Origin of the sequence: Sphingomonas sp. ID0503 (assembly GCF_048565625.1) — a bacterium.
GTDB lineage: Bacteria > Pseudomonadota > Alphaproteobacteria > Sphingomonadales > Sphingomonadaceae > JBLZUR01.
In genome coordinates, this window is record NZ_JBLZUR010000002.1 from 1,589,464 (window position 1) to 1,611,080 (window position 21,617).

At 64.6% G+C, this 21,617-nt stretch carries 22 protein-coding genes; 12 read left to right on the plus strand and 10 right to left on the minus strand.

The features are described from left to right. Position 1: 1 nt before the first annotated feature. The 4 genes from ACM608_RS08780 to eno form a co-directional block, all read right to left on the minus strand. A complete protein-coding gene (locus tag ACM608_RS08780; RefSeq protein ID WP_419682844.1) occupies positions 2–1,459 on the minus strand; it encodes a pyruvate dehydrogenase complex E1 component subunit beta in 1,458 nt (485 codons plus the stop codon). A 1-nt stretch (position 1,460) separates the two neighbouring features. Continuing rightward, positions 1,461–2,552 carry a pyruvate dehydrogenase (acetyl-transferring) E1 component subunit alpha gene (gene pdhA / locus ACM608_RS08785; protein WP_419682845.1) on the minus strand — a complete coding sequence of 364 codons (1,092 nt, stop codon included), beginning with the start codon at positions 2,550–2,552 and terminating at the stop codon, positions 1,461–1,463. Between the two features lie 183 nt (positions 2,553–2,735). Next, positions 2,736–3,068, minus strand: a complete 333-nt coding sequence (locus tag ACM608_RS08790) for an FtsB family cell division protein (protein ID WP_419682846.1) — start codon at positions 3,066–3,068, stop codon at positions 2,736–2,738. 91 nt (positions 3,069–3,159) lie between these two features. Continuing rightward, positions 3,160–4,443 (minus strand): phosphopyruvate hydratase, encoded by a 1,284-nt coding sequence (gene eno / locus ACM608_RS08795; protein WP_419682847.1) that lies wholly within the window; start codon positions 4,441–4,443, stop codon positions 3,160–3,162. Between the two features lie 142 nt (positions 4,444–4,585). Between eno and ACM608_RS08800 the strand changes: the two genes are divergently transcribed. The 6 genes from ACM608_RS08800 (at position 4,586) to ACM608_RS08825 (ending at position 7,193) form a co-directional block, all read left to right on the plus strand. After that, positions 4,586–5,071 (plus strand): hypothetical protein, encoded by a 486-nt coding sequence (locus ACM608_RS08800; protein WP_419682848.1) that lies wholly within the window; start codon positions 4,586–4,588, stop codon positions 5,069–5,071. 14 nt (positions 5,072–5,085) lie between these two features. Continuing rightward, positions 5,086–5,424 carry a phage holin family protein gene (locus ACM608_RS08805; protein WP_419682849.1) on the plus strand — a complete coding sequence of 113 codons (339 nt, stop codon included), beginning with the start codon at positions 5,086–5,088 and terminating at the stop codon, positions 5,422–5,424. 5 nt (positions 5,425–5,429) lie between these two features. Next, a complete protein-coding gene (locus ACM608_RS08810; RefSeq protein ID WP_419682850.1) occupies positions 5,430–5,765 on the plus strand; it encodes a DUF3618 domain-containing protein in 336 nt (111 codons plus the stop codon). Next, a complete protein-coding gene (locus tag ACM608_RS08815) occupies positions 5,762–6,211 on the plus strand; it encodes a hypothetical protein (RefSeq protein ID WP_419682851.1) in 450 nt (149 codons plus the stop codon). Before ACM608_RS08810 ends, ACM608_RS08815 begins: the two co-directional genes overlap by 4 nt. 95 nt (positions 6,212–6,306) lie before the next feature. After that, positions 6,307–6,915 (plus strand): MlaC/ttg2D family ABC transporter substrate-binding protein, encoded by a 609-nt coding sequence (locus tag ACM608_RS08820; protein WP_419682852.1) that lies wholly within the window; start codon positions 6,307–6,309, stop codon positions 6,913–6,915. A 56-nt stretch (positions 6,916–6,971) separates the two neighbouring features. Beyond that, positions 6,972–7,193: a DUF4170 domain-containing protein gene (locus ACM608_RS08825; RefSeq protein WP_419682853.1), complete on the plus strand. Its 222-nt coding sequence runs from the start codon at positions 6,972–6,974 to the stop codon at positions 7,191–7,193. Between the two features lie 28 nt (positions 7,194–7,221). Here ACM608_RS08825 and ACM608_RS08830 read toward each other — a convergent pair whose 3' ends face one another. The 5 genes from ACM608_RS08830 to carA all read right to left on the minus strand — a co-directional run bounded on the left by ACM608_RS08830 (position 7,222) and on the right by carA (position 13,359). Next, positions 7,222–7,836, minus strand: coding sequence for a rhomboid family intramembrane serine protease (locus ACM608_RS08830; protein ID WP_419682854.1), 615 nt, complete (start codon positions 7,834–7,836; stop codon positions 7,222–7,224). Between the two features lie 12 nt (positions 7,837–7,848). Continuing rightward, positions 7,849–8,325, minus strand: coding sequence for a transcription elongation factor GreA (greA, locus tag ACM608_RS08835; protein ID WP_419682855.1), 477 nt, complete (start codon positions 8,323–8,325; stop codon positions 7,849–7,851). Positions 8,326–8,405: 80 nt separating this feature from the next. Beyond that, positions 8,406–11,741 (minus strand): carbamoyl-phosphate synthase large subunit, encoded by a 3,336-nt coding sequence (carB, locus tag ACM608_RS08840; RefSeq protein ID WP_419682856.1) that lies wholly within the window; start codon positions 11,739–11,741, stop codon positions 8,406–8,408. A gap of 97 nt (positions 11,742–11,838) precedes the next feature. Continuing rightward, positions 11,839–12,087: a hypothetical protein gene (locus tag ACM608_RS08845; protein ID WP_419682857.1), complete on the minus strand. Its 249-nt coding sequence runs from the start codon at positions 12,085–12,087 to the stop codon at positions 11,839–11,841. A gap of 105 nt (positions 12,088–12,192) precedes the next feature. Continuing rightward, positions 12,193–13,359, minus strand: coding sequence for a glutamine-hydrolyzing carbamoyl-phosphate synthase small subunit (gene carA / locus ACM608_RS08850; protein WP_419682858.1), 1,167 nt, complete (start codon positions 13,357–13,359; stop codon positions 12,193–12,195). 133 nt (positions 13,360–13,492) lie between these two features. Between carA and ACM608_RS08855 the strand changes: the two genes are divergently transcribed. The 5 genes from ACM608_RS08855 to ACM608_RS08875 all read left to right on the plus strand — a co-directional run bounded on the left by ACM608_RS08855 (position 13,493) and on the right by ACM608_RS08875 (position 19,148). Beyond that, entirely contained in the window at positions 13,493–13,945 is a 453-nt protein-coding gene (locus ACM608_RS08855) for a GatB/YqeY domain-containing protein (RefSeq protein ID WP_419682859.1), read from the plus strand. Between the two features lie 114 nt (positions 13,946–14,059). Beyond that, positions 14,060–14,467, plus strand: coding sequence for a GIY-YIG nuclease family protein (locus ACM608_RS08860; protein WP_419682860.1), 408 nt, complete (start codon positions 14,060–14,062; stop codon positions 14,465–14,467). Then, positions 14,464–16,272, plus strand: coding sequence for a DNA primase (gene dnaG, locus ACM608_RS08865; protein ID WP_419682861.1), 1,809 nt, complete (start codon positions 14,464–14,466; stop codon positions 16,270–16,272). Before ACM608_RS08860 ends, dnaG begins: the two co-directional genes overlap by 4 nt. An 18-nt stretch (positions 16,273–16,290) precedes the next feature. Then, the gene (gene rpoD / locus ACM608_RS08870; RefSeq protein ID WP_419682862.1) at positions 16,291–18,339 is read left to right on the plus strand and encodes an RNA polymerase sigma factor RpoD; all 2,049 of its coding nucleotides are present in this window, start codon (positions 16,291–16,293) and stop codon (positions 18,337–18,339) included. A gap of 134 nt (positions 18,340–18,473) precedes the next feature. Then, positions 18,474–19,148, plus strand: a complete 675-nt coding sequence (locus ACM608_RS08875) for a DUF6975 family protein (RefSeq protein WP_419682864.1) — start codon at positions 18,474–18,476, stop codon at positions 19,146–19,148. Here the strand turns inward: ACM608_RS08875 and ACM608_RS08880 are convergent. Then, positions 19,145–20,242 carry an anhydro-N-acetylmuramic acid kinase gene (locus ACM608_RS08880; RefSeq protein WP_419682866.1) on the minus strand — a complete coding sequence of 366 codons (1,098 nt, stop codon included), beginning with the start codon at positions 20,240–20,242 and terminating at the stop codon, positions 19,145–19,147. The genes ACM608_RS08875 and ACM608_RS08880 overlap by 4 nt on opposite strands. Before the next feature lie 55 nt (positions 20,243–20,297). Here ACM608_RS08880 and tyrS point away from each other — a divergent pair, with 55 nt between their 5' ends. After that, positions 20,298–21,527 (plus strand): tyrosine--tRNA ligase, encoded by a 1,230-nt coding sequence (tyrS, locus tag ACM608_RS08885; protein ID WP_419682867.1) that lies wholly within the window; start codon positions 20,298–20,300, stop codon positions 21,525–21,527. The last annotated feature ends 90 nt before the right edge of the window (positions 21,528–21,617 follow it).

Genomic DNA, 21,617 nt, shown 5'->3' on the forward strand with positions numbered 1-21,617 from the left:
CTCAACTGCGGTACGTGACCTTCTTCACCGCGGCGACGACGCTGTCCGCATGGACCAGCGCGGCTTTTTCAAGGTTAGCAGCATAAGGAAGCGGCACGTCCTCGTTGGTGACGCGCAGCACGGGGGCGTCGAGATCATCGAAACCCTTCTCCATCGCCACCGCCATGATCTCCGAAGAAATCGAGCAGGTCGGCCAGCCCTCTTCGACAACGACCATGCGGTTGGTCTTCTTCAGACTCTCCAGCACCGTCGCGGTGTCAAGCGGGCGGAGGGTGCGGAGATCGATAACCTCGGCCTCGATGCCTTGCTCCGCCAGCTTGTTCGCGGCATCGAGGCTAACGCCGACGCCGATCGAGTAGCTGACGAGGGTCACGTCCTTGCCTGGGCGCACCACTCTGGCCTTGCCGATCGGCAGGACGTAGTCGTCCTTGCACGGCACCTCAAAAGACTGGCCGTAGAGCAGCTCGTTTTCGAGGAACACGACAGGATCGTCGGTGCGGATCGCGGCTTTTAGCAGGCCCTTCGCATCGGCCGCCGAATAGGGCGCGATGACGATCAGGCCGGGAACGCTGGCGTACCAGGGGCCGTAGTTCTGGCTGTGCTGCGCACCGACGCGGGCCGCCGCGCCGTTCGGGCCACGGAACACCACCGGACAGCGCATCTGGCCGCCGGACATGTAGTTGGTCTTGGCGGCCGAGTTGATGATGTGATCGATCGCCTGCATGGCGAAGTTAAACGTCATGAACTCGACGATCGGCTTGAGGCCACCCATCGCCGCGCCCGTACCGATGCCGGCAAAGCCATATTCGGTAATCGGCGTGTCGATGACGCGCTTCTCGCCGAATTCGTCGAGCAAACCTTGGGTCACCTTGTACGCGCCTTGATACTGAGCGACCTCCTCGCCCATCACGAAGACGCGGTCGTCGGCCCGCATCTCCTCGGCCATGGCGTCGCGCAGCGCTTCGCGGACGGTCATCTTGGTCGTCTCGCCCGCGTCCTCCTCAGGCACTTCGGTCGCCGCAACCGAGGCTACGAGATCGCGCGCGCCGGTCTCCATCTGGTGCGGCGTGTCGCCACCCTCGGGAATTGGTGGCTGCCCTTCGTCCTTGCCCGGCTTCGGCTTCGCATTGGCGGCGTCGCCTGCGGTTTCATCCACCTTCGGCTTGGCATCAGACTGCTCGGCAGGCTTCGTCTGCTTGGCAGCACCAGGGTCCTCGCCCTCGGCGGCGATCATCGCGATCACCGCGCCGACCTTAACGCCTTCGCTGCCCTCCGGCACGACGATCTGGGCGATCGTGCCCTCATCGACTGCCTCGAACTCCATCGTCGCCTTGTCGGTCTCGATCTCGGCAAGGACGTCGCCCGATTTGACCACGTCGCCTTCCTTCACCAGCCACTTGGCGAGCGTGCCCTCCTCCATCGTCGGGGAGAGTGCGGGCATCTTCAGTTCAACGGCCATCTCAATACTGCTCCACCAGCACGTCGGTGTAGAGTTCCTTCGCCTCGGGCTCGGGCGACTGCTCGGCGAAGTCGGCGGCCTCGACCACCACCGCCTTGATCTCCTTGTCGATCGCCTTCAGCTCGTCCTCACGGACGCCCATCTCCTCCAGCTCGCGCTTGGCGTGCTCGATCGGGTCGGACTTGTCGCGGACCGCCTGCACTTCGTCTCGCGAGCGGTACTTGGCCGGATCGGACATTGAGTGGCCACGATAGCGGTAGGTCTTCATCTCCAGCAGGATCGGACCCTTGCCGCCCCGCACCCACTCCAGCGCGCGCTCGGTGGCACCCCGCACAGCCAGAACGTCCATGCCATCGACCTGAAGGCCGGGGATGCGGAAGCTCTCGCCACGGCGATAAAGCTGGTCCTCGGCGGAGGAGCGGTTGACGCTGGTCCCCATCGCGTACTGGTTGTTCTCGATCACGAAGATGATCGGGAGCTTCCAGAGCTCGGCCATGTTGAACAATTCGTAGACCTGGCCCTGATTGGCCGCGCCGTCGCCGAAATAGGCGACGCAGACGCCGCCATCGCCAGCATATTTGTGCTTGAAGGCCAGGCCCGTACCGAGGCTGACCTGCGCACCGACGATGCCGTGCCCGCCGTAGAAGCCATGCTCCACGGAGAACATGTGCATCGAACCGCCCTTGCCCTTGGAGATGCCGGCAGCCCGACCGGTCAGCTCGGCCATGATCACCTTGGGGTCGATGCCGTAGGCGAGCATGTGGCCGTGGTCGCGATAGCCGGTGATAACGCTGTCTTTTCCCACCTCAAGCGCGGACTGGATGCCGACGGCGACCGCCTCCTGGCCGATGTAGAGGTGGCAGAATCCGCCGATCAGGCCGAGGCCGTAGAGCTGCCCTGCCCGCTCCTCGAAGCGTCGGATCAGCAGCATCTGCTTGTAGAAGTCGAGCAGCTCCGCCTTCTCGGGCTGGTAGCGCTCGGGCTCGGCCGGACGCTCGCGATTGGGGGTAGCGGTCGCGGGCGGGGCCGCGTCGGCGGGCTTCTTTGTCGTCCGGCGGGTACGCGGCGCGGCGGTGTTCGGCGCTTTGGCCAAGCCAACTGCTCCTATGATACGGTGAGCGTGGAACTGTAAGCGGCCTGACTACAGAGCGGGCGCGCTCAAGACAATGGCGGGAACGCGGGAGACGAGCAGCGGTTCACCCGCAGGGGCTGAGTATGTCGCAACGCTGGCGCTGCACCTTCGACAAGCCACGGGCGAACGGCGGCAGGAGTCGAGCTAGTGAGTCGCGGGATCCTCATCGCCGGTTTCGAGAATTACTTCGTCGGGCCGCACGAGACCCAGTTGCCGGCGGACCATCTCGTCCGCCATATCCGGATCGACACGGCGCGGATCGACCAGCGCAGTGCGCCGGGCGAGATGATCCCGCTCGCTCTGCAACAGGGCGAGTTCGGCCCGCCGCTCCTTCAGCTGACGCTTGTAATCACCCCAGGCGAGCAACCCGTTGGAGCCGACGATCGCGTAACCCGCGAAATTCGCCACGACGAGCACCGCCAGCGCCGGAAAGAGCGCTGAACGGGCGAGCGACAAAGCTGATCGCGGGCGCGGCATATCCCCTTGAATCAATTATCAACGCGGGGATCAAGCGTTTTCGGCCGCGGCGGCTCAGATAACGCCTGAGCCGCACCGCATGTGTAGAGTATTACGCACCCACGTTAAACGCCGCCCGCCCGGCATAGATCGCCGTCGCACCCAGCTCTTCCTCGATACGAATGAGCTGGTTGTACTTGGCAAGCCGATCAGAGCGCGCCAGCGAACCGGTCTTGATCTGGCCGCAGTTGGTAGCAACCGCGAGATCGGCAATTGTCGCATCCTCGGTTTCGCCGGAGCGGTGCGACATCACGGCGGTGTAGCGGTTGCGCTGGGCCAGCGAGACTGCCTCCAACGTCTCCGAGAGCGTGCCGATCTGGTTGACCTTGACCAGCAGCGAATTCGCCAGACCCTTGCCGATCCCCATCGCCAGTCGCTTCGGATTGGTGACGAACAGATCGTCCCCGACCAACTGGACCTTGCCGCCGATCTTGTCGGTCAGGATCTTCCAGCCATCGAAATCGTCCTCGCTCATCCCGTCCTCGATCGAGATGATCGGATAGCGCGCGCAAAGGTCGGCTAGATAGTCCGCCATCTCTGCCGGCGAGCGCTTCACACCTTCGCCGTGGAAGTCGTAGACGCCGTCCTTGAAGAACTCGGTCGCGGCGCAATCGAGGGCCAGCACGACGTCCTCACCCGGCTTGTACCCCGCCGCCTCGATCGAGCCCATGATGAAGTCGAGCGCGTCGGGAGCGGAGGCGAGGTTCGGGGCGAAACCGCCTTCATCACCTACTGCCGTCGCAAGATTTTTGTCGTGCAGCTTCTTCTTCAGCGTGTGGAAGATCTCGGAGCCGCAGCGGACAGCTTCGAACAGGCTGTCCACGCCAACGGGCATGATCATGAATTCCTGAAAGTCGATCGGGTTGTCGGCATGCGCGCCGCCATTAATGATGTTCATCATCGGCACTGGCAGTGTGTTGGCCGACACGCCGCCGACGTAGCGATAGAGCGGCAGGCCGCGTGCATCCGCCGCCGCCTTCGCCACCGCCAGGCTGACGCCAAGAATTGCATTGGCGCCCAGCCGGCCCTTGTTTTCGGTGCCGTCCAGTTCGATCATCGCGGCATCAATGTCGCCCTGATCCTCCGCGTCCAAGCCTGCGACTTCACCGGCGATCTCTCCGTTCACCGCATCGACCGCCTTTTGCACGCTCTTGCCGAGGAATACGGACTTGTCTCCGTCGCGCAGCTCGACAGCCTCATAGGCGCCCGTCGAAGCGCCAGATGGCACGGCGGCACGGCCGAAGCTGCCATCCTCCAGCGTGACATCGACCTCGACAGTGGGGTTGCCCCGGCTGTCGATGATCTGGCGTGCGTGGACGTCGATGATCGCGGTCATGTCTGACTTGCCCCTCTTGCAGCTTTGACGTTGTATGCTGGGACGAGGCTCTAAAGAGGCTTCGTCATGCAGGCAACCGCAGGAACCCGTGACGTTTGCGGCTGTTGTGGCCTCACGAACACGCGACTTGCGGGAGATTGCGATGGTTGACGAGAACGAACTGCCGGAGGGCACCGACACGATCGTCGGGGACGATGCGACGGCAAGCACCGAGGAGACAGCCGGGGCGCAGCCCAAGTCGCAAGACGCGTTTCAGAAGGCGAAGGACGCCTTCAAGTCAGAGGCGGACGGACTGCGCGGCCAAGCCGGCGACACACTTCGGGCTTATGCGACGCAGGGCAAGGACAAGACGACCGAGGCGCTGGATAACATCGTCAAGATGGTCAGCGATGCCGCTGATAGCGTTGAGGAAAAGTTGGGAGGGCAGTACGCCGGCTTTGCGCGCAATGCCGCCAGCTCGATCTCCGGTGTTGCGGACACCCTGCGCGACAAGGAAGTCGATGACCTTGTCGAAGACGCACGCGCCTTCGTGGCGGCCAGTCCGGCGATCGCGATCGGTGCCGCCGCCGCTATCGGTTTTGTGCTGGCGCGTGTCCTCAAGGCTGCCCCGGAGCGTGAAGAGGCGTGATTCGTCCGGATACCTTGAATGAACCGACCGTCACCGAACTGATCGGCCAGCTGGTCGAGGACGGCAAGGCGGCCGCTCATGCCGAGATCGCGCTTTACAAGTCAGAGGCGAAGCTGCGCCTCGCCAAGGCTAAGGTCGGCCTGATCCTCGTGGTCGGCGCGATCGTGATCCTTCATCTGGCGCTGATCGCAGGTGCAGTCTCGCTGACAGCGGCGTTGGCTACCCTGGTCGGTCCGCTTGCGGCCGGCTTGATCACCTGGGTCATTGGCTTGGGAGGCGCGTATCTGCTCGTCAGGATTGGGTTCGCGAAGATCAAACCAGCTTTCGCGCCGAGGCCGGAGCTGAGATCGTGACGGCCGTGAGCGAATACGTACAGGCCAAGCGCGACGCCGAACGCGCGCGGGCACGTCTGACGACGACTCTGGCTGAGCTGAAAGCGCGCCTTAACCCGGCGGCCTTTGCCGAAGATCAGCTGGACATGGTCAAGACGAACGCCGTGAAAGCCGCCGGACAGGTTCGGGAAGCTGTTGCGGCGCGCCCGGCGGTTGCAGCGGCGGGTGCCGGCCTGCTGCTGGCGTTCCTGTTCCGCAAATCCATCGGGCGAGGCATCGCTGCCCTCCGCGGCAAAGACGAAGAGCCCGATCTGCCCCTTCCCCCGCCACCGCGCGCCACCAGTTCGAGGAGGACGACATGACCGCCAGCCAGACCAACGAAGACGAAACGGCCCAGGCACCGCAGAGCACCATCGACGCCGCGCGCGACCGCGTGAGTGTTGCGCTTGAGGCTGCCAAGGTGAAGACGGCTGAGGCCGCCAGGGCGACTTCCGATGGGATCGGAGCCAATCCGCTGACCGCAGTTGCTGGCGGGATTGCCGTCGGTGCCGTCATCGGCGCACTTCTTCCCCGTACCGCGCAGGAGAACAAGCTGCTGGGTGCGGTGAGCGACCAGATCAAGGCCAGCGCCAAAGACGCGCTGGTGGCAGCTAAGGCGGCCGGCGTCGCCAAGCTCACCGAGGCCGGCATCAGCGGCGTCGCTGCTCAAGACAAGGTTCAGGCCCTTATCGAAGGCGCGGCGTCGGCAGTCAGTTCGGCGGGTTCGGCGGCACATGATTCGGTGAAGTCCTCCCGCTCACCTGCGTGACGTTCAAACGGCGTTCACCGCCAACCAATTAGGAACAACTGAAATGGCGCCCGCGTTTGCGGGCGTCCTTTCTTATGTAGTCTGGGAGAATAGACATGCGCGACCTTCGCTCCGCCCTGCCCGCGGCCTTGCTCTCGATCGTCGCGGCTGGCGCAACCGTCCTTCCGGTGACGCCCGCTGCCGCGGCTGTCGACAACAGCGATCCGGGCAAGTTCGTCGACACGCTGACTGACGAGGCCTTTGGCGTCCTTCGCAAGGCCGGCGCGAACCGCAACGCGGCGCGGACGCAGTTCCGCAGCCTGCTCTCTCAGCACTTCGCCATCGATGCGATCGGCGATCGTCTCATCCGTCGCTGGCGTCCGACGATCACACCGGCGCAGTACACCGCGTACAAGGCCGCGTTGCCCAACTTCCTGATCGGTGCCTATGCGGATCGCCTTTACGATTATGCCAACGCCGACCTGAAGGTTATCCGCGCGGTGCCGCGCGGCACCAGCGCAGCGGTGCAGACCCAGGTGACAAAGCCTGGCGCCCAGCCGATCAACGCGGTGTGGACCGTCGACAAGGTCGGCGGCGGCTACAAGGTCAGCAACCTGACAGTGGCCGGCATCAACCTTGCCGTCACGCAGCAGGCCGATTTCGATGCCTTCGTTCAGCGCAAGGGGTTCGATGCGCTTGTGGCGTTCATGAAGTCGAAGGGTTGATGTAGGCTAACGCGATCTCGCGGCATCCGAGCCGCGCCCTCCATGGAGTTTACCGGATGAGCAAGCTGCACCTCGTCTTCGGCGGCCGGGTCAAGGACCCGACCACCCTCGATTTCGAGAACCTCAAGGAGATCGACTTCGTCGGTGTGTTTGAGGATTATGCCTCGGCCGAGAAGGCGTGGCGGGGTGCGGCGCAGCGAACGGTTGACGATGCCGAGATGAAGTATGTGCTCGTCCACCTGCACAAGCTTCTGCAGCCCGATCCTTCGATCGCCTGACCGCAGGCGCGTTGCACGGCCGGGTTCGCTATGCCCGCACGTGTCGCAACTTGAGCAGCGGCTTCAGCAGCACCAGCCCCGCGAGGAAGCCGCCGATATGAGCGGCCACCGCGACGGTGCCGTTGAATGCCAGCTGGGTCAGCAACTGAATTCCAATCCACGCGAGCGCCAGCCAAAGAATATGGAGCAAACCCGCTGACAGATAGCGCCCGTGGTCTGGACGCTCGCCGTACAGCAGGGCATGCGCGGCGAGCAGCGCCGATACCGCTCCGCTTGCCCCGATCATCGGCGTCATATCATGAGGGGACGGTATCAACTGGCCCAGTGCCGCGGCGTAGGCACCGGCGACGTAGAGTACCGCCAGCCCTATTCCGCCGATCACCGGTTCGACCGAGCGGCCACAATAGGCCAGCACGAGGACGTTGAAGAGAAGGTGGACGACGCTGCCGTGCAGGAGCGTGGCGCTGAGCGGAGTGATCCAGACCGGCAGCGCGCGGGCCATGTCGACCACGTCCGTCACCCGGCCTGGAATGAAACCGGCACGTACCGACAGGTCAGGCGCGCCGAACAGGAAGACGCCCAGCGAAACCGCGACCGTGGCGATCCCGATCGCCACGCTGACGCGCGGCGGCGCCATCTGCATCGACCAGCGACCCTAGATGAAGTCGATCTTGTCGACGACGTAGTAGCGGTCGCCCGACGGCACGGTCACCTCCACCTCGTCCTCGACCTTGCGCCCGATGAGCGCGCGACCAAGCGGTGAGTTGTAGGAGATGCGACCAAGCTTCGCATCCGCTTCGGTCTGACCGACGATCTGGTACTTCACCGGCTTATCGTCCTCGTCGAGGAGCGTGACGGTCGCACCGAAAACGATCTTGTCGCCCGACAGCATCTTTGGATCGATGATCTGAGCGCGGGACATCCGGTCCTCGATATCGGCGATCATCGCCTCGATCTGGCCCTGGCGCTCCTTGGCGGCGTGATATTCCGCGTTCTCCGAAAGGTCGCCATGGGCGCGGGCTTCCTCGATCGCATCGATGACCTGCGGCCGCTCGGCTTTCAGAGCCGCAACCTGCTCGGTCAGCATCTGATAGCCCTCTGCCAGCATCGGCATCTTCTCGACGGTCGCCATCGGCAACACCCTTTCGTCAAAAATCCCTGCCCCAGACGGCCCGTCACCGGGTCCGCCCGCACCGCCTCAAAATGTGGGGATCACGCGTGCGAGGCGGGATAATATGACTGGAGCGGCCGGACTTCAAGCGCCCGCGCCCGGAGGGCGGCAATCGCCTGGGCTGCGGCGACGCTTGCGGCCGCGGTGGTGAACGACGGGATACGCTGCGCCAGTGCCGATTTGCGGATCGAAGACGAGTCCTTCAGCGACTGCCAGCCCTCCGTCGTGTTGAAGACGAGGTCGACCGCGCCGTCAGTGATGCGATCGACGATGTTGGGCCGGCCTTGCGCCACCTTGTTCACCCGTTCCACCGAGACGCCGTTCGACTCCAGGAAGTCGGCGGTACCGGCGGTGGCGATGACCTTGAAGCCCTGCCGCACCAATTCCTCGACACCCGCCAGGACCACCTCCTTGTCGCCGGCCTTTACCGACACGAATACGGTCCCAGTCAGCGGGAGCTTGGTGCCGGCACCGAGCTGCGACTTGGCGAAGGCGGTTCCGAAATCGCTATCGATCCCCATGACTTCGCCCGTGGATTTCATCTCCGGCGAGAGGATCGGATCGACGCCCGGGAAGCGCGCCCAGGGGAACACAGCCTCTTTGACCGCGACGTGATCGATCGCACGGTCGATCTTCGGGAGCGCAGATAGCTTTTCGCCCGCCATTACGCGCGCCGCGATCTTGGCGATCGGCTGGCCGATAGCCTTTGCGACGAAGGGGACGGTGCGGCTGGCGCGCGGATTGACCTCGATCAGGTAGACGAGGCCGTCCTTCACCGCGAACTGGATGTTCATCAGGCCCTTGACCGAGAGGGCATGGGCGAGCGCCTCTGTCTGCCGCTCGATCTCGGCGACGATCTCGCCCGGCAGGTTGTAGGGCGGTAGCGAACAGGCGCTGTCACCCGAATGGACACCCGCCTCTTCGATGTGCTGCATCACGCCCGCGACGACGACCTCATCGCCATCGCAGATCGCATCGACATCGACCTCGATCGCGTCACGCAGGTACTGGTCGATCAGAACCGGGCTGTCGCCAGACACTTGGACGGCGGTGTTGATGTAGTTTTCGAGCTGCCCCTGCCCGTCCACGATCTCCATCGCGCGGCCACCCAGCACGTAGGACGGGCGCATCAGCACGGGATAGCCGATCCGCTCGGCGACGACGATCGCCTCTTCGCGACTGCGCGCGATGCCGTTCGCGGGCTGACGCAGGCCGAGCTTGTTGACGAGGGCGGCGAAGCGCTCGCGGTCCTCGGCGAGGTCGATCGCGTCAGGGCTGGTGCCGAGGATGGGGATGCCGGCGTCGGCCAGTTCCTGCGCCAGCTTCAGCGGGGTCTGTCCGCCGAACTGGACGATCACGCCGACCAGTTCGCCCCTGGACTGCTCGACATGCAGGATTTCCAGCACGTCCTCCGCGGTCAGAGGCTCGAAATAGAGCCGGTCGGAGGTGTCGTAGTCGGTCGAGACCGTTTCCGGGTTGCAGTTGACCATGATCGTCTCGAACCCGGCATCGCTGAGCGCAAAGCAGGCGTGACAGCAGCAATAGTCGAACTCGATGCCCTGCCCGATCCGGTTCGGGCCACCGCCCAGGATGACGATCTTGCGGCGATCGCTGGGTTGCGCCTCGTTCTCCGGCTCACCGAACGCCGGGGCTTCGTAGGTCGAGTACATGTAAGGCGTCTTGGCCTCGAATTCGGCGGCGCAGGTGTCGATGCGCTTGAACACCGGGCGAACGTTCAGGCGGTGACGCAGGTCGCGCACCTCCTTTTCAGTCACGCCGCCAGCGAGTGCCTTCATAGCGTCATGGACGATGCCGGAGCCACGCGCCTGCGACCGGCCCATCCCGCCCGCGACGTTGACCGAGTTCATCGCGAGCCATGCGAGCCGCTTGTCGGAGAAGCCCATCGCCTTCAGGCGACGCAGGCCCTCGCCATCCTGCGGCAGTCCTTCAGCGCATACCGCCGCCTCCGCCTCGATGATCTCCTTCAAACGCTCAAGGAACCACGGTTCATACTTGGCGATGGCGTGGATCTCGGCGACGGTGAAGCCCTCGCGCAGAGCTTGTGCCGCGACCAACAGGCGATCAGGCGTCGGGCGCGCCAGTTCGGCTTCGATCTCGGCGCGCGGTGCGCCCCGGAGGCTTTCGACCATGTTCAGGCCAGACAGGCCGATCTCCAGACCACGCAGGGCCTTCTGCATGGACTCGTGAATATTCCGGCCGATCGCCATGACTTCGCCGACTGACTTCATGGCTGTCGAGAGCAGCGGCTCCGCGCCCTTGAACTTCTCGAAGGCGAAGCGCGGGATCTTGGTGACGACATAGTCGATCGTCGGCTCGAATGACGCGGGCGTCGCGCCGGTGATGTCGTTATCGATCTCGTCCAGCGTGTAGCCAACCGCCAGCTTGGCGGCGACTTTGGCGATCGGAAAGCCGGTCGCCTTGGACGCGAGCGCGGAGGAGCGCGACACGCGCGGGTTCATCTCGATGACGACGAGGCGGCCATCCTTCGGATTGACCGCGAACTGGACGTTTGAGCCCCCTGTTTCGACACCGATTTCTCGGAGCACCGCGATCGATGCGTTGCGCATGATCTGGTATTCCTTGTCGGTCAGCGTCAGCGCCGGGGCGACGGTGATGCTGTCGCCGGTGTGGACGCCCATCGGATCGACGTTCTCGATCGAGCAGATGATGATGGCGTTGTCGTTGCGATCGCGCACGACCTCCATCTCGTACTCTTTCCAGCCGAGGACCGATTCCTCGACCAGGACCTCGGTGGTGGGCGAGAGATCGAGGCCGTTTGTAACGATCTGGATGAACTCGGCGCGATTGTAGGCGATGCCGCCGCCCTGCCCGCCCATGGTGAAGCTCGGCCGGATGATCGAGGGCAGCTGGACGAAGTCCAGCGCCTCCAGCGCCTCCTCCAGCGTATGCGCGATGCGGCTGCGGGGGCTTTCGAGGCCGATCTTGTCCATCGCGTTGCGGAACTTCAGCCGGTCCTCGGCCTTGTCGATCGCCTCGGCATCGGCGCCGATCATCTGGACGCCGAACTTCTCCAGCGTGCCGTCGTTGTAGAGCGCGAGCGCGGTGTTGAGCGCGGTCTGACCGCCCATCGTCGGCAGCACGGCATCGGGCCGCTCCCGCTCGATGATCCGCGCGACGACTTCCGGCGTGATCGGCTCGACATAGGTCGCGTCCGCCATCTCCGGGTCGGTCATGATCGTCGCCGGATTCGAGTTGACGAGGATGATGCGGTACCCCTCCTCGCGGAGCGCCTTGCATGCCTGCGTTCCCGAGTAGTCGAACTCGCACGCCTGCCCGATGATGATCGGACCCGCGCCGATGATCAGGATGGAGGAAATGTCAGTGCGTTTGGGCATCAGATCGCGTGCGCCTTCTGGCCCTCTCCGGCGGGGAGAAGGCTTGGTTGTAAGCAGAGGATTTGAGAAGCTTGGCGGAGGAAGTACCGGCTCGAACTTAGTCGGCCCAGCTTGCTCGCGCTTCGATCGAGGCGGCTGCGGCTTTCACGCAGAGGACCTTCGCGTCTGACTTCGGCCCGACTGCGAACTTCAAGCTGCCGACGCCTCGCGAGACATCGCGGATCCCGCAGGCCTTCAGCGCTTCGACGTCCACACCCGTCGCCGTATACATCACCCCGTCGTGCGCCAGATGCGGCGGCACCTCGCCCGAAAAGGAGATGGAGGTGGCAAGCATCAGCGTGGGCACGAACAACGATCGGCTCCGGAACATTTTGGCGGTGGAACGATCCGCCGCTTGGCTCCGACATCATAAACCAAGTGCTGCCGTACGTGGTGAATGTTTCGCTAACGATCATTTCCTCAGGGCCGACACGAACTGGTCGAAGAGGTAGTGGCTGTCCTGTGGACCGGGGCTGGCCTCCGGGTGGTACTGCACCGAGAACGCGGGCTTGTCCTTCAGGCGGAGACCGGCGAGGCTGCCGTCGAAGAGGGAGAAGTGGGTCGGCTCGACATTGTCGGGAAGCGTCGCCGTCTCCACCGCGAAACCGTGGTTCATGCTGGTGATCTCGACCCGGCCGTCGTCGCTCCGCTTGACCGGGTGGTTCGCGCCGCGATGGCCCTGGTGCATCTTCGAGGTCTTGGCACCGACCGCGAGGCCGAGGAGCTGGTGGCCGAGGCAGATGCCGAAGATCGGTGTTCCGATCTCCAGAAGCTGCTTGATCACCGGCACCGCGTACTCACCGGTCGCCGCCGGATCGCCGGGGCCATTCGACAGGAACACGCCGTCCGGCTGATGCGCCATCACCTCGTCGAAGGTGGTGGTCGCGGGCACGACCGTCACCCGCGCGCCCGCGCTGACGAGATTGCGCAGGATGTTGCGTTTCAGACCATAGTCGATGGCCACGACATGAGGGCCGTCAGGGTTCGCGCTGTGAGTGGCATAGCCCTCGCCGAGCGACCAAAGGCCGTCTTCCCATTTGTAAGTCTGAAGGGTGGAGACTTCCTTGGCGAGATCCATGCCCTCCAGCCCCGGCCATTCGATCGCCATCTTGTGGAGTGCCGGGATGTCGAACTCGCCTTTGGCGTTATGTGCGATGGCGCCGTTCGGCGCACCCTGCACACGGATGGCGCGGGTCAGCGCGCGCGTGTCCACACCGGCGAGGCCGATCCGACCATTGTTGCGGAGCCAGGTGTCGAAGCCCTGGGTCGCGCGGAAGTTGGCCTGTTCGGTCACGTCCTCGCGCACGATGCAGCCGAGTGCGATCGGATTCCCACTCTCCTCATCCTCTGAGTTCGCGCCGACATTGCCGATATGCGGGAAGGTGAAGTTGACGATCTGTCCCGCATAGGACGGATCGGTCATCACCTCCTGATAACCGGTCATCGCGGTGTTGAAGCACACCTCTCCGACGGCGGCACCCTCAGCGCCGAAGCCACGACCCCAGACGATCTGGCCATTCGCCAATACCAATACGCCGGTCGCTCCGTTCGGTGGGCGCGTGGCATCGGGTTCGGCCATTCTCGGGCGCTCCTCATGGGTTGACTGGCGGGTAAACGGCCGGCGCTTTAGGAGGGTCCGGGGGGCTGGTCAACGCCTACCCAAAACCGATGGATGGCGCTATGCGTCCGCCTTTCCACAGAGCCGGGCTCCCATGATCAGAGACGACATCAAGGCGGCGCTCGTCACCGCCATGAAGGCGCGCCACGCCGCTACCACCTCCGCCATCCGGCTGATCCAGGCCGCAATCAAGAACCGCGACATCGAGGCGCGCACCGGCAAGGCGCCCGCGGATGACGACGCACTGGTGGCCGAAGTCCTGCAGAAAATGGTGAAGCAGCGCCGCGAATCGATTGAGATGTACGCCAAGGGCAGTCGGCAGGAGCTGGCCGATGCAGAGGCCGCTGAGCTTGCCGTGATCGAGGGTTTCCTGCCGCAGCAGATGAGCGAGGACGAGACCAACGCCGCCATCGACGAGATCAAGGCGGAGGTTGGGGCTACGTCTGTGAAGGACATGGGTAAGGTCATGGCGCTGCTGAAGGAACGGCACGGGCCGCAGCTGGACATGAGCAAGGCGAGCGGGCTGGTGAAGGCTCGGTTGGGGTAGTTTCGCGCTGCCCCTGCTTCGACTTCGCTCAGCACAAATAGTTTCCTTGCAAGCCGTCTTGACGTAATCACGTTCGTCCTGAGCGTAGTCGAAGGACGGGCAGCAAGGACTACGATGAGCTTCTGGGTCTACATCCTCGAATGCTCAGACGGGCGGTTCTACACCGGCCACACGGATGATCTGGAGGCGAGGGTCTCTCAGCATCAGGCAGGCAGGGGTGCCGATTTCACAGTCCGCCGCTTGCCGGTCCGGTTGGTCTGGGCCGATCATGCCGGAACTCGGGAGGAGGCTCTTGCCTTTGAACGTCAGCTTAAAGGCTGGTCTCGCGCCAAGAAGGCGGCCTGGATAGCGCAGGACTGGAAACTGCTGAACTGGCTTTCTCGCGCTCCATCTGAACGGACTGCATATGTGACCCGTGCTTCGACTTCGCTCAGCACGAACGGAGTTAATGGCAGCGAGGGAGCTCCGTTCGTCCTGAGCGAAGGCGAAGGACTGGTAGCACACACCCACCCCACCCCATGACCCTCTCCCCCGCCTTCCTCGACGAGATCCGCGCCCGTACCCTTTTGTCGGCTGTGATCGGCCGCACCACCAAGCTGCAGAAGGCAGGGCGCGAGTATCGGGCACCCTGCCCTTTCCACAACGAGAAGACCCCGTCCTTCTACGTCAATGACGAGAAGGGGTTCTATCATTGCTTCGGCTGTTCGGCACATGGCGATGCGATCCGCTGGCTGACCGATCAGCGCGGGCTGCCCTTTATCGACGCGGTGAAGGAGTTGGCGCAGGCCGCCGGAATGGAGATGCCAGCCGCCGACCCGCGTGATCGCGAGCGGGCCGAGCGTGCCGTGGGCCTGCATGACGCGACCGGGCGCGCCGCCGCCTGGTTCACCGAGCAACTTGAGGGGATCGAGGGGGCTGAGGCGCGGGGCTATCTTCAGCAGCGCGGCATCACGCCTGCGACAGCCCGCAAGTTCGGCTTCGGCTATGCTCCCGATTCGCGCGGCAAGCTGAAGACGGCGCTCGCATCCTTCGGTGACGACATGCTTGTCGAGGCGGGCCTGCTGATCCGTCCGGAGGGTGGCAAGGACCCGTACGACCGCTTTCGCGGCCGACTGATGATCCCGATCGCCGACCAGCGGGGTCGGCCGATCGCTTTCGGCGGCCGCATCATCGGCGCGGGAGAGCCGAAATACCTAAACTCGCCGGAGACCCCGCTCTTCGACAAGGGGCGAACCCTCTACAATCTCGACCGCGCCGGCCCGGCAAGCCGCACCGCCGGGCGGGTGATCGTGGTCGAAGGCTATCTCGATGTCGTCGCCCTCGATCAGGCGGGCATAGCGGAGGTGGTGGCCCCGCTCGGCACCGCACTGACCGAGGCGCAAATGGAACGGCTGTGGCGGCTTTCGGACGTGCCGATCCTCTGCTTCGATGGCGACAGCGCGGGGCAGAAGGCGGCGGTTCGTGCCGCGCTACGCGCGCTCGGCACCGTGCAGCCGGGGAAGAGCCTTTCTTTCGCGCTCATGCCCAAGGGTCAGGATCCCGACGACCTGATCAGATCGGGCGGCGCGCCCGCCTTCGAGAAGGTGCTGGCTGAGGCGATCCCGCTGGTTGATCTGGTCTGGCGGCATGAGGAGAGCGCCCAGCCGCTCGTCACTCCCGAGGCGCGGGCCGGGCTTCGCCAAAGGCTGGAGGAAATCGCGTCGGGCAACCCGAACAAGCTCGTTTCGGAGGAGTACCGCCGCTACTTCCGCGACCTGTTCTACCAGCATTACGGCTGGCGGCCGCGTGAGAAGGTCGAGCTTCGCGACATCGTCGCGCGCGAACGGTCCATCGACGATCGCACGCAGATGCGGCTCTTCCTGCGCTCCGCCCTGCTAGGATTGCTACGCCGCCCGAGTCTGATCGGTGAACTTGCCGAACGGCTGCTGTCGATCCGCGTGGACGATCCGGGCCTTAGGCGCTGGCGCGAACTACTCGTCAATGCGGCGATCACCCGGCCGCATCTTGATGCCGACGGTCTTGAGACCATATTGGCCGAGGATGGTGTGGTCGACACGGGATTGCGTGCCTGGACCGAGGAGCTGCGCTTTGCGTTCCTGGTCGAAGGAGAAGACGACGATCTGGCCGCCCGGCAGCTTCTCGCCCTTGTCGAGACGCTGAGCGACCAGCAGGCGATCGACGACGAAATGGCGCGACTCGATGCGAGCGCAGTTGAACAGGGCACCTCGGATGGTTACGAGGCGGTAGAATCGCGGAGACAATCGGTCCGGAAGGAACGAGCCGATCTCTTCGATCGCAGCTTCGATCTTGGCGCGGGCCCGAACTGACCGGTGGACAGGACGAGCATGGCGAAGACGAATACGGCTGAAGCAGCAGCTGGCGGCAACGGTGGCGAAGGCGGCGATGCGCCCCTGATCGACCTTAACGAAGCCTCGCTGAAGAAGCTGATCGCGCGGGCGAAGAAGCGCGGATACATCACCTACGACCAGCTGAACGAGGCCCTGCCGCAGGACCAGATGTCTTCCGAGCAGATCGAGGACGTGATGTCGGCCCTCAACGAGATGGGCGTCAATGTCGTCGAGAACGAGGACGCCGGCGAGGATACCGAGCAGCAACAGCAGGACGAGCAGGAGGAAGAGGCAGGCCTTGAGGACGATGCCGGCCCGCAGCTGATCGTCGAGAAGAAGAAGGAGACGGTCGATCGCACCGACGATCCCGTTCGCATGTACCTGCGCGAGATGGGAGCGGTCGAGCTTCTGTCGCGCGAGGGCGAGATCGCCATCGCCAAGCGGATCGAGGCCGGCCGGGACACGATGATCCTAGGGCTCTGCGAGTCGCCGATCACCTTCAACGCGATCATCGACTGGTCGACCCAGCTGAACGAAGGCACGATGCAGCTGCGCGAGATCCTGGATCTCGACGCCATGCTCAACAAGGACCCGGCGCCCGAGGCGATGTCCGAGGATGGCGAGGACGACGACAGCGGCGAGATCAGCGAGAAGACCGCCGGCCCTTCCTTCAAGGAAGAGGCGGAACCGGAGGAAGCTCCCGCCGACTCCGATGAAGACGAGGAGTCGATGACGGAGCGGCGTGCGCCCCGCCCGGCGGACGACGACGATGAGGACAACACCCTCTCCCTCGCGCAAATGGAAGAGGCGCTGAAGCCGCAGGCGCTGGAACGGTTCGCCGCGATTACCGCGCTCTATAAGAAGTTCGCCAAGGTGCAGGAGGCTCGCGTTGCCGCCTTGGGTGTCGGCGACGACTTCCCGGCTGCGGAAGAGCGCAAGTACCAGAAGTTGCGCGAAGACCTCACCGCCGAGGTCGAGAGCGTCAAGTTCCACGCGCAGAAGATCGAGTTCCTGGTCGATCAGCTCTATGCCTTTAACCGGCGGCTGATGGCGCTGGGCGGTCAGATGCTGCGTCTGGCCGAGCGCCACAAGGTGCCGCGCAAGGATTTCCTCGACCGCTATTCGGGTCACGAGCTGGATGAGAACTGGCTGGCGTCGGTCAACGGTATTGACAAGAAGTGGACCAATTTCGTCGCCGCCGAGGCCGTGCCGGTCGAGCGCATCCGCAACGAGGTGAGCGAGATTGCGGCTGCGACCGGCATGTCGCTCGGCGAGTTCCGCCGCATCGTGAACATGGTGCAGAAGGCGGAGCGCGAGGCGCGCATCGCCAAGAAGGAGATGGTCGAGGCGAACCTGCGTCTCGTGATCTCCATCGCCAAGAAGTACACCAATCGCGGGCTGCAGTTCCTGGACCTCATCCAGGAGGGCAATATCGGCCTGATGAAGGCGGTGGATAAGTTCGAGTACCGCCGCGGCTACAAGTTCTCGACCTACGCGACCTGGTGGATCAGGCAGGCGATCACGCGGTCGATCGCCGATCAAGCGCGGACCATCCGCATCCCGGTCCACATGATCGAGACGATCAACAAGCTCGTCCGGACCGGTCGCCAGTTCCTCCACGAACATGGCCGTGAGGCGACGCCGGAGGATCTCGCCGAGCGGCTGTCCATGCCGCTGGAGAAGGTCCGCAAGGTGATGAAGATCGCCAAGGAGCCGATTTCCCTCGAGACGCCGATCGGCGATGAGGAGGACAGCCATCTGGGCGATTTCATCGAGGACAAGAACGCGATCATCCCCGTGGATGCCGCGATCCAGGCAAACCTCAAGGAGACCGTCACCCGCGTCCTCGCCAGCCTCACCCCGCGTGAGGAGCGCGTGCTGCGCATGCGGTTCGGCATCGGCATGAACACCGACCACACGCTTGAGGAGGTCGGCCAGCAGTTCTCGGTGACCCGCGAGCGCATCCGTCAGATCGAGGCCAAGGCGCTGAGGAAGCTCAAGCACCCCAGCCGCAGCCGCAAGATGCGGTCGTTTCTCGATCAGTAGGTGTCGGATCGGGTAAACGCCGGATTATCCATTACGTGCAATTGGTTAATCCGGCGGACACCTCGTTTTTACGCCCTTCGGTATATCTCTCCCCGCATAGCAATCAGCGTATCGGATTGTGTGAGGAGACTCCCATGACGCCCAGCGTCGTTCCCATGGCAACCGTCGGCGGTCTCGCCGAGCGCCTGCCGTCGCTTGCCGCGGCGGAGGGTACCGCGGCGCATGACTATCCGGCGGAACTCGTCGAATCGCGGCGGCCGGAGTCGATGGGCGACCTTGCCGATGCGGCGCACTATCTTTGCGTGGTCCACGGGCGGAACCCCGGGGTCGTCGATTTCGCGCGAGACCGGACGATCCATCCCGGGGCCGGGCCTTGGCTGGACGATGCGGCCGCGGCGTTTGCGGCGGAGCGCACCTATCTGGCGCAGATCGTCGTGGCGGCTGGGCCTCTGCCGAGCACGCCAGGACAGGCGGAGACCGAGGCTGCGGTGCTGGGGCAGCGCCATGCGCTGGAGATGCTCGCCAAGTCGGATCGGGATGGATGTGCGCTGGGCGCGGCGATGGCGCTGACGCTCGACTGGTGGGCGGTGCGGCGGGTGCTCGACGCGGCGGCCGGTCGCCTCGACATTCCGGTGCCGCTCTGCCGCCTGCCGAGCGCCGGCTATACCCGCGACCTTGCCCGCGAACTGGGGACGATGCGGGCAGTGGAGCGCGCCGTGGCTTTCGGCGCGCAGCAGATCCTGCTCCAGCATCATGGGCTGTGGGACCTGCTTGAGGCGCGTCACCTCGCCCGGCTTCGCACCAACTAGGGTCGGTTGATGCGGCCGCCCTCCAGGGGGTGAGGTGCGCCGGTAGTGCCGGGGAAGCTGATCGGGAGGCCGCGGAGGGTGCGCGCCGCCATATAGGCGAAACCCTCCGCCTCGGTCGCGTCACCGTTCCGGCCGAGCAGGTCGATCGGATCGACCGGAAGCCCGCAAGCGTCGGCCAGCATCGACATGAGAACAGGGTTGTGGCGCCCTCCCCCCGCCACCAGCATCTGCTTGGGGAGCGTGGGCACATGCGCGAGACCCCGGGCGACCGAGCGCGCTGCGAAGGCCGTGAGCGTCGCCGCACCATTCTCTACGCTGAGCCCTTGCACCCGATCCGAAGTGAAGTCGGCGCGGTCGAGCGACTTGGGGGGCGCGATGTCGAAGAACGGGTGTGAGAGCATCTGGGTCAGCAGGACTTCGTCAGGCTGACCGGCTCCGGCGATCCTGCCGCCCTTGTCGAACCGCTCTCCTGTATGCGCCAGCACCCAGTCGTCGATAGGGGCGTTAGCGGGGCCGGTGTCGAAGGCGACGATGTCCTCGCCTTCGCCGATCCAGGTGAGGTTGCCCACGCCACCGAGGTTGAGGACGGCGAGTGGGCGTGGGAGTTCTGCCGTCATGGCGCGATGGTACACGGGCAGAAGCGGCGCACCCTGCCCTCCCGCACCGACATCGGCGGAGCGGAAATCATCCACGACCGTGATGCCGAGGGCGGCGGCCATGCGGGCGCCATCACCGATCTGCCAGGTCCAGCCGCGATCCGGACGGTGAGCGACGGTTTGGCCGTGGAAGCCGATCACGCCGACGCCGGAGCATGGCAGGTCGGCCTGTTCGAGCAAGCGGCGGACTGCGGCGATGTGCAGGTCGGTCAGGCGGCCGGCTGCCGCGTCGATCTCCGGATCCGGCGCGGGCCGGTCCAAGGTGAGCGCTCGTGCCGCCGCGGACCGCAAGACAGCCCGGTCTTCATCGGTGTACGCTTCGCTCACGAACGCGACCGGCTGGGCGATCTCGTCGCCGTCCGTCTCGATCAGCGCGGCGTCGATGCCGTCGAGCGAGGTGCCGGACATCAGGCCCAAGGCAAGCATCGTTTCCGCCATTCGATCGCCGCTCCTGTTTGCAAGCCCGCATCCGGTGACTAGAGGAGGTCGCGCCATGACGACAACCTACAAGTCCGACCTCCTCCGCACGCTCGGTGAGCGTGGCTACATTCACCAGGTGACCGATGCGACGGCGCTTGATGCGCTGGCGTCCACGGCGGTGGTGCCGGGGTATATCGGCTTCGATCCGACGGCGCCTTCGCTCCATGTCGGGCATCTGGTGTCCATCATGATGCTGCGCCAGCTGCAGCGCGCCGGGCACAAGCCGATCGTGGTCATGGGCGGCGGCACCGGCAAGATCGGCGATCCGAGCTTCAAGGACGAGGCGCGAAAGCTGCTGACGGTGGATACGATCGCCGACAATATCGCGTCTATCCGGCGTGTTTTCGAGCGGTTCCTGACCTTCGGCGATGGCACGACCGACGCGATCATGGTCGACAATGCCGATTGGCTCGACAAGCTGGAATATATTCCTTTCCTCAGGGACATCGGGCAGCATTTCTCGGTCAACCGGATGCTGAGCTTCGACAGCGTGAAGATGCGGCTCGATCGGGAGCAGTCGCTGAGCTTCCTCGAATTCAACTACATGATCCTGCAAGCCTACGACTTCCTGGAGCTGAGCCGCCGCGCCGGATGCCGCTTGCAGATGGGCGGATCGGATCAGTGGGGCAACATCGTCAACGGGGTGGAACTCGCCCGACGGGTCGACGGGACCCATGTCTTCGGGCTGACGACGCCTCTCCTCACCAATGCCGACGGGACGAAGATGGGCAAGACGGTGGGTGGTGCGGTCTGGCTGAACGAGGATCAGTTGGCCGCCTATGACTATTGGCAGTTCTGGCGGAACACGCAGGATGCGGATGTGCCGAGCCGCTTGCGGCTGTTCACCGATCTGCCACTGGACGAGATCGCCCGGCTGGAGGCGCTGGGCGGATCGGAGATCAACGAGGCGAAGAAGGTGCTGGCCAATGCCGCCACCGCGCTGTGCCGGGGGGTTGAGGCGTCGGAGGGCGCGGCGGAGACGGCACGGCGGCTGTTCGAGGAAGGTGCGGCCGGGGGCAACCTGCCGCGCCTGACGGTCGAGGGCGGGTCGATCGCGCTGGTCGACGCGCTGGTGGGGATCGGCTTTGCCGCGTCCAAGGGCGAGGCGCGGCGCAAGATCGCCGAGGGTGCGGTGCGGGTCGGCGATGTCGCGCTGTCTGACGACAAGGCCGAGGTGACGGTCGCCGGTGAGGTGAAGATCAGCCTGGGCAAGAAGAAGCATGGGGTGTTGACGCAAGCCTAGGCGTCCAAGATCCACGCTGTTCGTCCTGAGCGAAGTCGAAGGACGGGTTCCAGGGACAGTGCTCTTTGCCCGTGCTTCGACTTCGCTCAG